Below are 13,000 nucleotides of genomic sequence, written 5' to 3' on the forward strand. Positions count from 1 at the left end.
AAGGTCTTATGGGCTAAAGATCAGCCGCTAAAATCTTAAGCTTCGAGCGCACTTTATCCGCGAATTTATCGTAGGACGAACCGAGCAGTTGTTTCAGCTCGGGCTCGGTGATGTAGTTAATCTTGCGGCGGTATTCGCGTTTTATTTGCTGGCCCTTCACCCAGCGATCATCCATGCCTTCCAAATCGCGCACTTGCAGTGCAATGGCGCCCGGGTAAGCGAGTTTGTGTTCTTCGAGTCGTTCCTGATGGCGGCCAACCAGTTCAGCGACCGATGCGGTTTCAGGCACTTTTTCGATATAAATCGGCGGGCCGTATTCAAACGGAGACACGCTGAAATACTGGGTGTTGACGTAATCGCCGTTGGAAAACTGGCTGACGCATTCCACAAGCGAGTTGACCTTAAACAGCGACCGCAAGACTTTCCATTTGCCGGTCATGAATAAAAACAGCATGGCGATGGGGCTGATTTTTTTTGGCTTCATGCAAAAGGCGGCAACGCCCATTTCGCCCGCTTCGTCGGCAAAAAAGGTGAGCAGCACTTGGCGGCCAAGCATCATGCGCAGACCTTCCGCTTCGGCATCGGCCACATGCACCAAACCGAGCGCTTCCAGTTCTCTCTTGGTTTTGGCGATAAATTTTTGCTGATAGGGCGGGTAATCTTTGGGGTCTACTTCAATCAGGTTGGGCGCGGGTTCGTTGGCCACATTGAGGATTTGCGCCGCTATATTGGTGGCGATGTTGTCCATGGGGTCGTCAGACAAGCGCTCTTCCAACGCTTCGCTCACCGATTTGCCGCCGCGCACGGCATTGGCGGCGCTCAAAAGTGCTTGGGCCACATTATCTTCTTCCTGAGTGCGTTCTTTACCGTCGTTGGCGATGGCGGCTTCCAGCAATTGCGCCATTTGTTCGCGCTCACCGCCGCCATCGTTTTCTGAACGGGCGCGGCGTTCCAGAATAATCGAACGGTAAGGATCATCTTCCGCCACGTTGGCGAGTACCTTGTCGTAAGCGGCGAGCGCTTCGTCAAAGCGGCCTAAATCGTGGAGGATGGAGGCCACGCGCAACCCAAAGCGATGCTCGCCGGTGAGTTGGTAGCAGGTGTGAAAATCTGACAGCGCCAGCTCCATTTGGTCGCGCTTGTAACGCATGCCAGAAAAAGTGCTGACGATATTGATGGAATTGGTCGCTTCGCCTTCTTGCACAATCGCGCTGCCCAACAAGCTATTGCCGCGATCTTCCAGCAAATCGACGCGATGAGGTGCCAGCGCAACAGCGCGGTTGAGCAGTTGGTTAGCCTTGGCGACATGGGTATTGCCTTCGTGGCCACGCAGCAAGCCAGACAACATATAAAGTGCATCCACCGCGTTGGGGTCGATGCTGAGAATCTTATAAAGGCGTTGCTCGATCAGGTTAAACCGCGCGTGTTCGCTCAGAGCTTCCTCTTCATCCAGCTCTTGCTCGTCGCTGTCATCCTCATCGCGCTGGTAGAAATCCAGCTGCACTTGCATGATAAGCGCGGGCACAAAATCCTCACGTAAACTCAATACTTTGGCCAAGGCAACGCGCGCCTCCGCAAACCGCTCCAGCTTTTCCAACACCTTAGCGTGGTGCCAGCGCAGGGCGAAGGATTGCGGGTAGGTCACCATCAGCTTCTTCAAACTATGCAGCGCATAGTTGTAGTTGCCTTCTTGGTAGGCCTTTTTAAAGTTTTCAAATTCTGGATCTTGCAAAGACATGGTCGTGTCCTTAAGAGGCGTTGAGTTATTAGAATCCCTTGGTTTGGCGCTGTTTTTCCGTCACTGACGACGACAATTCTCGTCTGCACTCTCCGGCAGACGAGAAATTGACTAAAAGAATGCACAGAAAGATGTGCATAGAAGGTTACGTGCAAACCTACGGCTTCACAACCTTAAACTTGCTGGCTTTGCCAAGTGGTTGGCAGCCTTGCTAGCGGGTTCAATCTGCCGAAGGCCATTGCTGCGCATCGTGCAATACGCGCAAAACCTGAATCTCATTCAACTGGCGATAAACCACCAAAAATGGAATGCCATCAATAACAAGTTCGCGGGTGTTCTTTACACGGCCAATACGGCCAGCTTTAGGATGATTAATGAGCACGAGTTCAGTAACGTTTATTATTTTCAGGACAAGATCAATCGCAACAATAGGGCTGTTTTCTTTGGTGATATAAGCTTCAATCGAGTCTAAGTCCTTAACTGCTAAATCAGTCCATTTGATTTGCACGCTTCGCTTCCCACTTGGCTTTGAGGTCTGCGTGATCCGTCAGCTTGCCTTGATCCGCCGCTTCTACGCCTTTGTTCACCTGATTCATAAACCAGGTTTCCCGCTCTACGTATTGCTTGATGGCTTGTGCCATTAGCCATGCGCGGGGACGATCCATCGCTTCAGCCATTTGCGTGATGCTGGCGAGAGTCTCGTCATCTAACCGAACTGAAGTTGCTTTAAGAGTCATCGAGGTTCTCCAAGAATCTTTGTGATGCTCAAGTCTAGGATTCTGTTGATTAAAGGGCAACCCCCTCCTAACCTCCCCCTTGAGAAGGGGGAGGAACACCATCCAATAGCTTTAAGGCTTCACAACCTTAAACTTGCTGGCGAGGCTGCGTGCGAACAAGTTGGGTTCGTACATGGCCTCGGCGTAGGCGGCCGGGGTTTGGTAGGAACCTGTATTGGTGGCGCGCACGCGGTAGGTGAAGGTCACCATATCTTTGGTGAGGTGGCCGTAAACTACTACGCGGTCGTCACGCAAATCGGCGAAGGCGGCTTGCCAGGTAGACTGGCCGGGTTCGCCGCTAAAGCCTGGGATGTAATTCACTGCAGGCGCGGCATCGGCAGCTGCTGGCTCGGGTTCAGCAACATTTGCCGACTCGTCGCCCTCTGCTTCACCCTCAGCACCTTCGCCTTCCAGATTTTCATCGCCTTCGCTGGCTGCGGGTTCTTCGTTTTGCGGATTAGCGCGCTCGGGGGTTGGCAGCACTACGCGGTTAATCACGGGTTCTACGCCGCCGGGCAATAAATCCACCACGGCCACTTGGCTGAGGAAGGATTTATCCACGGTGCGCAAACGCAGGCGAACCAAAAATTCCTCGCCCACTTTGATTTGCTCCAGCGGCTTGCCGGTGACATCCAAGTATTCGCGCTGAATCTCCAGGCCCTGTTTAACCTCTGGCAAGCTTGCGCTTTGCTGGTCGAAGCCGCTTTCTACCATGCTGTAGAACAGCGGCAGCTTGGTGTCTTGATTCAGCTGCACGCCTTTGATGTTTTGCGGGATATCAGCTTTTTGCAGCAAACCAGCCGACGCCGCCAATGCTTGCAGACTGTCATTCGCCAAAATGCTGCTGAGTTTCACCGGAAGTTTCGCCTGACTAGTGGCCACTTCGCCGTATTGGGTTAAAGCCAGCAATAAATAGGCGGAACTCAGGCTGTTGTATTCCTTGTTGGTGATGCGTTGGCCCATGTCGTCCAGTACCGTGGCGGGCAGCTTATCCAGCAGCTCGGGGAAGTGCTTGGCGTAGAGGTACAACAACTGCGATGAATGGCTCAGGGCGTTGTAGTAGCCATCGCTATCGTAAAGCGTGTTTTTCCACGGCACGGCTTTCAAGGTCTTTTGTGCAAGATCGGTTTGTTGCAACAAGCGCTGGCTAGCCGCTACGTAGGCTGCGGTGATATCCGTTGGCCATTCTTTCTCATAACGTGCTTTCAGCTCTTGCTGCAAACCGCTCAATTGGCTGCCGGTTTGAACGCCCAAGCGGCTGAGCAAGTAGATGGCGTAAGCGCGTTGGCGCATATCATCCATGCTGTTGCCCCAGGGTTGCGCCATGCGGTTGAGCCATTGTTGCGAGCGCGAGAAGAGTTCGTTGGGAACCTGCTGGTTGCGTTCGCGCGCTTCGATCATATATTGCATCGCCCACAGAGACGGCCAATTGGCCACCACGGTACTGGCAGACCAAAGCCCGAAAGCACCTTCCTCGTTTTGGCGGCTTTGCAGGGTTTGAATAACCCCCGCCACAGAACCCTTGCCTTTAATTTGGCCCAAGTCCGGGTGCTGGCTAAACAGCAACGCGGGCAAGCCCATACTCACCAATTGCTCGGTGCAGGAATAGGGGTAATCGTTGAGGTACTGCTGCAAACCGCTCGCCCACGCCAGCGGCGTGTAGGCCGCTGTGACGTTCACGGTGCGGAAGGGGTCGTAAAGTTTGCGTGTGAGCAACAGCTGCTTTTTATCGCTCTCGGTGCGACCGGTGCTAATTGCCGTGCGGAAAGGCGCGGCGGGGCGCACGCTCAAGCCTTCCTCCAGCTGTGCTTTTGCAGCACCGGTCGACGCAATAAACACCAAACTCGCGGCTCCGGGGGTGTCCTTGGCGCGAATATGGAAGCTGCCTTGGCCTTCTTTGCCCGCGGCTATATCCAAGCTCTGTTTGGCATCGCCCACCACTTCAATATTGGGAGAGGTTTTCAGGGTGATATCCACTTTGCCCGAACTCGCTTTCAGGTTATTGGCGAGGCCAAAACTCACATCCACTTCATCGCCGGGCGCCAGCATAACCGGCACGTTGGGGGTGATGATCAGGTCGCCGCGAACCTCGGCTCCGCCTTCGGTAACGCCAATGCTGTCGTGGTCAACGGACACGGCGTAGAGATGCAACTTGCCGTTGAAGTAATCCGGCACTTTGTAGCTCACTTTGGTGCCGGAGGGCGATACATCCACCAAGCCGGACCAATAAACCGCTGGCGCTTTGCGTTTGTTTTTGAAGGGGTTGAGGTTGCGGCCAAGCGCGCCGTCGCCATCTCCACCGGGGGCAGAGGCTTTCAGCAATTGGCTGAACTCCGGCAAGATCAAATCCAAAATTTGGCTGGAATCCACCTCCAAACGGCTCTTTTGGAAGAAGAAGCTGAGCGGGTCTGGCGTTTTATAGCGCGCGACTTGGAGAATGCCTTCGTCCACCGCGTAGATAACGGCTTGGCTGGCGCGCGGCGCTTGCAGCTCCAAATCCAAGGTTTCGCCCGGTTTTACTAATTCTGGCGCTTTAAGCGTAAGCACTTGGGTGCGCGGCGCGAGCGACATTTTGAACGGCAAAGCGCCGTAGGAAAGCGGGCTGGTAAAGACTTCTTCCGAATTCAGCGAACGCACAAACTGCACGGTCACATAGCCGTTGCCTTCAAAGTTGGCGGGAACGGTGATGTGCTGAACGGAGCTGGTTGTGTCGGTTTTAAACCATTGGTGCGCGTAAACCTTGTCGCGCTCGAGGGTGATCAAACCCGCACCGGTATAAGGTGCTTGGATGGAAACCTCAATGCTATCGCCGGGCGAGTACTCGGTTTTATTGAGCTTGAGCTGCAACTCGGCGCTGCGTTCCAGCGAGCGGCTGAGGTTGCCTTGGCCAATGACCGAGTAGCTTAAACGGTTGAGTTCCTGGCCTTCGGCATTGCGCAATACCAAGGCGAAATCACCCGGTTCGTCAGTGGGCAAGGCGATCTCGCTACCTTTTGCCGCGAGGCTTTGTGGTTGTGAGTTACGCAAGGTTTCTTTCAAACGCGATTGGTATCTATAGGTGCCGTCGTTTTGCTTCATCAATACCGACACATATTTGCGTTGCACCCATTCCAGCGTTAAACCGTCCACTTGCTGGCCTTTTAGCTCGGGGTTGAGCGCAATCCATTGGCTGGATTGTTTGCTGGATTTGGTGATAAAGCTCAGGTCAGCATCCGTCTTTTTCACGCCGACTAAATAGGCAGAACTGGAGACGAGCAAGTCGCTCACCGCCGCCACATTGCGGCCACCTTCCGGCTCAAAAACGCGAGCGAGAATAGAAAGACGATAGGTGGCTTTGGCAAACCGGTTGAGGTTTAGATCAAAGGTTGCCTTGCCTTGGTCGTCGGTTTTTCCATCCGGTAAGGCTTGTTCAGAACCTTCGTTAAACTTGTTGGGGTCGTAGAATTTGTAATCCGCGTAGCCCGCAAAGCTGGGCACGGTGGGTGACAAAGTCATAGAAGCGGTTACGCGTCGATTGGTGGCGGGCGTACCAAACAGGTTCATGGCCAACACGCTGGCGCGAACTTTATCCGGATTGAGCCAGCCGGTGACGGGTTGCTCTGACAGACTTGCGGTGACCTTGAGGCGATCTGGCTCAAACTCCTGAACCTTAATAGTGGTGCTGCCCAGCATGCGGTCGCGGTAGCCGCTTTTCACCAAGTAAACCATGGCGCTATAGGTACCGGTGGGCGCGCTGACCGATGGCTTCCAACTGAATTCGTTAAAGCCGGTCGCCTTGGCGCTAAAGGCTTGGCGATAGGCCTGCATCCCGCGTGGATCAAGGATTTCCAGCTCCAGTGGTACGCCTTCAAGGGAGTTTTTCCAATCCTGCGTGCGCACAATATTGCCCAAATGCACTTCTTCACCCGGGCGATACAAACCACGGTCGCTAAAGATATAACTGCTCAAGGTATTAGGGTCGGTATTGGTATCCACGCCGCCCGTGTCGAAACGCGAGAAATTCAGGCGGCGGCCATAGTTGTTGTAAGGCAGGAAGGACAAGTCATCGCCATAGTGGGCCAAGATCATGAGCGGCGTTTTTTCACGGCGGTATTGTTCAGAGATTTTGGGCAATTCCACTTTACCGCTGGCGTCGGTGGTGCGGGTTTCCAAGGCAAGGCCGTTACGGCCAATCAACTCCACTTTTGCACCGGCAACAGGTTCGCCTTTAGCGATGGATTGCACGTACACGTTCTGACTGCCGTCTTTATTGGTCTTCACTAAAATGCCGAGGTCAGTGACCAGCAAGAGGCGGCCGTCGCGGTTATCGGTGTCGCTGTAGTCTTTGCGGTCTTGCGAGCCTTTTTTGTTGGCATCATTCAACGACAAGCCTTTGGAGCGAACTAAAAAGATGCCGAGCTTGGATTGGCCGGGGCTGTCTGATTTAAAGTAGCCGCTCAAATCCAGATTGTCGTAAACCGGCTTGCCGGGCGTGTTGCCCAAGGTGGGGCGAACCTCAGCAAAACGTTCAACAATGCGGTCTTCTTGCCATGCGTCGTATTCGCTGGGAATAGTTAAATCGCCGCCAGTTTGCGCGAGCAATTGATGCAATTGGTTGGGCAGTAATCGACCTACTTCTAATTCCACCGCATCCAACGCGCGGCTTACAAAACCAATTTTGCGCTCGCCGCCCAAGCCAAGAATAGAACCTTCACCCAACAATTTGAGCGAGGCTTCGTAAGGCCTAACTTGGAAGGTTTCGGTACTTGCCTTGGCAGATTGGGTGCCGCCCACGGCGACAATTCCGGGGGCAACTTCCACATAAACATAACGGCCAACGGGCGCTTTGAATTGATAGCTGTGGAGCGCTTGTTGGGAATCATCGCTGGGTAATAAATTCAGCGGTAAAGGTTCAGCAGCGGCAAGAATTTTTTGATCTACGTAATCGCTGCGCCAGTTAAATGGCCACTTGCGTGAACCTTGCATTTTTTCGTCGGGATGAAATTCCGGCAGCACCCAGGCTTTGATTTTTTTATCCAGACTCGCGTCGGTTACAGGCGCATTGCTGTTAAAAATCAACACTTGCTCCGGTTCCAACTTTTCGTTGTCCGCCAAAATCATTCCAAAATTATTGAAACGCAAACTGTAACGACCGGGAATGGTGATATTGCTGCTCAGGTCTTCGCTGGTACCGTCGCCACCACGGCTGGCGTGAATGCCTTTCTTCACCGTGAGGGTCATGGGGGTGTCTTCGCGCGGCAAACTTAAACTGTGCGAATGAATGTAAGCGTTGAGTTTGAGCTTGTCGTAATTAACGGTAAAGCCGGTGGAATCATCGCTTAAACCCAAAAATGCAGCGTCTTTGGCGAGTGAAAGCTGAATGTGTTTTTCAAATTCTTCCGCATTAACGCTGTGGCTGAAATGAACTGTGGCGACCAGTTTTTTCAGTGCGGGGTCAGTAGGGTCTTGGTAAAACTGGTTCTGAGCAATTTGCGCAGCGAAAGGCGCAGTTTTAAATTCGTAATCGTATTTTTCCAAGCGCACTTGCGATGCCAGGAATTTTTGTTTGGCGAGACTCAACTCAAATTTTTGACCCACGGGCCAATCGGCAGCAGGCGTGAAGACGAGCTTGCGATCGTTCTCCCACACCCATTGGCCGGCGATTTTCGGTTTTAGGTTAATGCCTTTGGTTGCGGGTTTTCCAACGGCTTCCAAAGGCGCGACTGATTGATCGCACTTAAGCACCAGCGGATGAATTTTTTGTTTGTCGTCAACATAAGTTGTTAAGGCAGGCGCGTTAACTTCGCATTGCGGATAAACGGGTTTGGGTTGGTGTTTATACCATTGATAGCCGTAAAGCCCGCCAGCGGCGAGCACCACTAAACCGGCGAGGCTTGCTGCGCTGGTTTTAGGTTTGCTTTTTACGGCAGTGCCAGCACGTGCAAGATGATTACCACTCCAACGCATCCACGGCGGCAAGTTCCATTGCATTTCACCAAAAAGCCCGCGCGCCAGCCATTTCAGCGCCGCTATACTTTTTTTCCATCCTTGAACTATTGCGGCACCCACTGCCGCCAATCTTGTTGCCGCCATAAAACCCACCCTGGATGTAGAAGTTGAGCGGCGATTGTAGCAGGCGGCATTTTTTAAAATGAGTGGCAATAAGTCGCAAACTGCAAAAAATGTTTAGCGATTGCTATTCCTCTTTTGTATTGTCAAAACCAAAACCTTCAATGCGATAACCCTTGGCTTTTAGTTTTGCTATCACACTTTCTTTTTTAAGCATTTCGGCTGTGCCTATAACCGCAAAGCTCACCGCGTTGTTGGTTAAGGCCTCATCAATCTTTGCAAACCATTCGGCTTCCACTTTTGCGGGCAAGTCTTTTACGCCTTCTTCTTCGGCAAAGGAGGATTTCATAAACGCGTCAAAGCATTCGCTGCTCGGGTCGGTAATTGGCAAGCTGGCGAGCGCGTTAAGATCACCTGTTGCCCAAGCGTTTGCTCGCAACTTCATGGTGTCCAAATCAGTGGAAAGGTGATCCACCATTTTGGTAAAACAACTTAAGTCATCCATTTCGGTTTGTTTGAAATGTTTTAGGGTTTGTCGTGGTTTGTCCACAGTGAATTCGTAGGTGGGGACGGTAATCTTTACCTTGTGTTTTTTGGCAAGTTCCTGAACGCGCTTGGTCACTATGTCCTCATTATCAAAACCCGCTTTCTTTTGTGCTTGTTCCATTAACTCATGGCCAGCAAAAATGGGGCGGTATTTTTCGATGGCTTTATCTTTGCCGATATATTTTTCTTTAAGTACAAGCCAACGGCTGTAAACATCCGCCGGGACTTTTTCTTCCAAGCTCATTCCGTCTGGGCTTTTTTTAATACCGATTAAAGATGGCAATAAAGTAAGTTGACTGAAAAATCCCACTTTCGCGTGCGCGGAAGGTTGTAAAAAAACTTCCTGTGAATTGGCGATAGCATCTTCCGCTTGTTGCGAACGCCACTGAAGTTTATTCGGCAATGGATAAAAAGTTCCCAATACCCAGAGCAGGTGATCTCCCTTATAAACTTTCCATAAAGTCGGACCGGGTTGCTCACCAACAATTAGTATTTCATCGACAGCATCAGTTGCACCGGTTGTATCAGTAGATGGGGCAGGAGCAGCCTCAGTAGTGGCACTGGCAAGTTCAATCGACAAACAAACAGCCAAGCTCAACATCAATAGAAAGCAGCGCATAAAATCCCTTAATAAGAATAATGATGCTGTTGGATGTTGTAGGGGGAGAAAAAGTTGCAGGCCGATGAATTATTTTTAACGGCGTGATTAAATCTGATAAGTAAGCTAGGAAGAAAAAATATGATTTAAAATTCTAATCAGGAAAGCCGAAGCTTTCCTGAGCGTGCACATTAGAATGTGTAGGTTGCACCAACTGTGAATGAACTCAGGTCCATATCACCAAACTTGACGTAGTCAGCGCGCAAAGCAAACTTCTCGTTTACTTTATAAGCTGCGCCAACACCATAGGTCGCTTTGTTTTCAGAATCAGAGACTCCTACAGGCACTGTAATACCTAGAGCACTGCCTGTGCCTTTTGAATCGATTGAAACATGGGCGTAACCTAAACGACCATAGATATCAAATTTTTCAGACAAAGGTAATTTAGCGAGAGCGCTGAGGCTATATGCAGTTACATCGACAGAAGCGTCAACATCAATGTAACCGACGCTCGGCTCGTACACAGAATCAGAAATACCAAAACCGCCGAGATCGTGATAAGCCAATTCAAAGCTGAAAGTGCTGTTAAGGTTGTAACCAAGGCCGAGTGCCAATGCGTTATCAGTTTCGCTAATATCACCAGAAAATTTCGACTGACCAACATCGCCAAACACGTACAGGCCATCAGCAGCAGCTGGGAGGGATACGGCGGCTACTAAACCTAAAACTAAAGCGTGCTTTCTCATAAAAACTCCATTATGCAATAAAATCCCTGCTCCAATAGCAGGCCGTGCAGCCTATATGTAGTATAGGATTAATGCCATGTTTGATAAAAATTAACGGATTCATTTGATGCTGAGGCTGGGTTGATTCTGGCTTACCCCAGCCTAACTCGACTCAATTATTGATATTTAAGGTTTATTTGATAACGGGGCTATTACATTCATGCCCTATGTGGGCTTGATACTCACGAGCGCTTGCCTGACTTATCCTTGTACATTTCCATATCGGCATGATTCATAAGTTGTTCAAACGTGTCGCCGTGTTGCGGAAATATAGAAACACCTATGGCACATTCTGCTTTTAGATAGATGTTCCCTATATTGACGGGCAAGGAAACGGCGTGGCGTATTTTCGCCACAATTGTAGGAATAGCTAATTCGCTTTCAATATCGTTAAGGATAATGGCAAATTCATCGCCGCCCAAACGTGCGACAACGTCGCCCTCACGTACAGCGCGTCGCATTTTAGCGGCCACTGATTTGAGAACTTTATCGCCAGCGCTGTGACCGTATTCATCGTTAATTTCTTTGAACTTGTTGAGATCGACAAACAAAAAACCAAGCTTTTGGTTTACCTCGCGGGCACCGGCAACCGATGAGCGCAATTTGGTTTCAAAATAATTTCTGTTAAATACCAATGTAAGGCTATCGTAATTAGCACGGAACTCAATTTTTTGTATGTGATCTCTGTGTTCGGTAATATCTTGAATGGTACCAATGTAGCCGGTCACTTTTTCTTTTTCGTCTTTAATGGCCCTGCCTTCCATTTGTAGCCATATGATTTTCCGGTCAGGTTTACAATACATAAACTGCAACCAAAAACGGTGCGAGCCATTTTTTGCATGGTTCCATTCTTTGTGAGCGTTTGCGTTTTCACTTTCAGGAACAGCATTAGTCCAGTGGATGTTAAGCAGCTCGTGTTCTTCCAGTCCAAGTATTTGCGAGCACTTTTCGTTTAAAAATCCCCAGCAGCCATTTTCATCCAATTCAAACAGACCAACAGGCGCGTGTCGAGTTAGTTCGCGAAAGCGCAATTCATTTTTTCGCAAATGCTCTTGCACCAGAGATAAACGCTGTACGTCAATTTTTGATTGACGGGCTTGTTGGCGCAAATATTCCTCGCGTTTTACAACGTCTGTTACATCGCGAACCAACAGCAAGCAATGATGTTCACCGAACTCAGAAGAGAAAGGCGTGATCTCAACGGATTGTTTAATGAGTACTGGTTCACCACCTGTGTAGTCATATAAGGGCAGTGGGTTGGGGTGTAATGTGTGGGATAAGACGCTTGCCATACCTAAGTGAATGGCTTCGTTTACTGCGAAAGATAGCCGTAGATCCAGCAAACCGCCGAACAGCGAGCCGAGGTGCTTATTTAGCGCTTCTTCATTCGTTAGTCTTGAGTGTTGCTCAATCCATTTATTCCAAACAACAATTTTTTGCTGTTGGTTAACAACAATCACTCCCAGATTGATGACATTGAGAAGCTGATCATTCATAAAATTCACGATGCTTAATTGCCGCTGATTTGAAAGGCTTTTCTAACTTCACCCATAAAGCGCTGAATGGAATTTACGTCCATAATAAAAAGCACAAGTCCCGAAATATTTTTGGATGAGAGCGACATACCAATTCGAGCCACCAAAAACATATCGTTCATTTCATAGTTGTCCAGTACCTCTGATGTATCGGAAACGGTGACATCGGGCAGCGTACCGGTCATACGGTTATTAAATAAATTGGCGAGGCTGCCCATGCAGCCATTCATGATGATATTACCTATTTCAGCCAGAGTATCTTGCTCAAGCTCGGTGATATGTTCAATAGGCGTACTATCGCCAAGCATACGTCTAACAAGTTCCAAGGTGCCTTGTTCGGGAAACAGTAAAAGGGTATTGGTTTTAAAATCAGACGTTGATTCAAATTGTTGTTTTATCGCACACAAGCGGTTGCTGCCTTGAAGATGCAATTGTTCTAATAATAATGCACGGGACAGAATTTCAACGGTGGGCACAGAAATAAGAATGTCTTCGCGCACCATTTCAGAAAACATGGCCGCTGCTTCACCTAGGGATAAATTGAAAGTCTCAGCGAGCGCATCTAGTTCTAATTCAGAAAATTTCATGTCTTAGCCTCGGGGCAACAGTTGCAAGATTTCTTTCAGTACGCGTTCGGAGACAGGCTTTTTAAAAAAGTGAACGCTATTTCGCTCTGCTTCCAGCCGCGTAGACTCCTGAATGTTTGCCGTGAGCAGCGCACGCACTGTCGCGGGAGAAATATCTGCGATTTTAGTTGCCAGCTCAAGACCGGTTATGCCGGGCATATTCATATCTAAAATTGCAATGGCAGGCTTGGACGATTCAAGTAGCTTGAGCGCTTCATCGCCGTTACTAGCTTCGAGTATGCGAGCGTTCGGCAGTTCGTTTTTAATAATGGCGAGAATCAACATGCGAGATGCCCGGCTGTCATCTACAACAAGAATTTCAGTGTTATTCATAGTAATCTCAAATAA

Annotated in this window: 9 protein-coding genes; all 9 read right to left on the reverse strand. The window is 49.8% G+C overall.

All coding sequences use genetic code 11. The features are described from left to right. Positions 1 to 13: 13 nt before the first annotated feature. A complete protein-coding gene (locus U1F02_RS09660; protein ID WP_409990176.1) occupies positions 14 to 1,738 on the reverse strand; it encodes a hypothetical protein in 1,725 nt (574 codons plus the stop codon). A 220-nt stretch (positions 1,739 to 1,958) separates the two neighbouring features. Next, positions 1,959 to 2,246, reverse strand: coding sequence for a type II toxin-antitoxin system RelE/ParE family toxin (locus tag U1F02_RS09665; RefSeq protein WP_409990177.1), 288 nt, complete (start codon positions 2,244 to 2,246; stop codon positions 1,959 to 1,961). Continuing rightward, a complete protein-coding gene (locus U1F02_RS09670) occupies positions 2,227 to 2,475 on the reverse strand; it encodes a CopG family ribbon-helix-helix protein (protein ID WP_409990178.1) in 249 nt (82 codons plus the stop codon). Before U1F02_RS09670 ends, U1F02_RS09665 begins: the two co-directional genes overlap by 20 nt. A 111-nt stretch (positions 2,476 to 2,586) precedes the next feature. Continuing rightward, positions 2,587 to 8,586, reverse strand: coding sequence for an alpha-2-macroglobulin family protein (locus U1F02_RS09675; protein ID WP_409990179.1), 6,000 nt, complete (start codon positions 8,584 to 8,586; stop codon positions 2,587 to 2,589). A 103-nt stretch (positions 8,587 to 8,689) separates the two neighbouring features. Further along, the gene (locus U1F02_RS09680) at positions 8,690 to 9,727 is read right to left on the reverse strand and encodes a TraB/GumN family protein (RefSeq protein ID WP_409990180.1); all 1,038 of its coding nucleotides are present in this window, start codon (positions 9,725 to 9,727) and stop codon (positions 8,690 to 8,692) included. A gap of 170 nt (positions 9,728 to 9,897) precedes the next feature. Beyond that, positions 9,898 to 10,452 (reverse strand): porin family protein, encoded by a 555-nt coding sequence (locus U1F02_RS09685; protein WP_409990181.1) that lies wholly within the window; start codon positions 10,450 to 10,452, stop codon positions 9,898 to 9,900. 221 nt (positions 10,453 to 10,673) lie between these two features. Further along, positions 10,674 to 11,987 carry a diguanylate cyclase domain-containing protein gene (locus U1F02_RS09690; RefSeq protein ID WP_409990182.1) on the reverse strand — a complete coding sequence of 438 codons (1,314 nt, stop codon included), beginning with the start codon at positions 11,985 to 11,987 and terminating at the stop codon, positions 10,674 to 10,676. A 14-nt stretch (positions 11,988 to 12,001) separates the two neighbouring features. Beyond that, the gene (locus U1F02_RS09695; protein WP_409990183.1) at positions 12,002 to 12,613 is read right to left on the reverse strand and encodes a hypothetical protein; all 612 of its coding nucleotides are present in this window, start codon (positions 12,611 to 12,613) and stop codon (positions 12,002 to 12,004) included. A gap of 3 nt (positions 12,614 to 12,616) precedes the next feature. Then, positions 12,617 to 12,985: a response regulator transcription factor gene (locus U1F02_RS09700; protein WP_409990184.1), complete on the reverse strand. Its 369-nt coding sequence runs from the start codon at positions 12,983 to 12,985 to the stop codon at positions 12,617 to 12,619. Positions 12,986 to 13,000: the final 15 nt, after the last annotated feature.

The organism is Cellvibrio sp. (assembly GCF_046347455.1).
Classification (GTDB): Bacteria; Pseudomonadota; Gammaproteobacteria; order Pseudomonadales; family Cellvibrionaceae; genus Cellvibrio.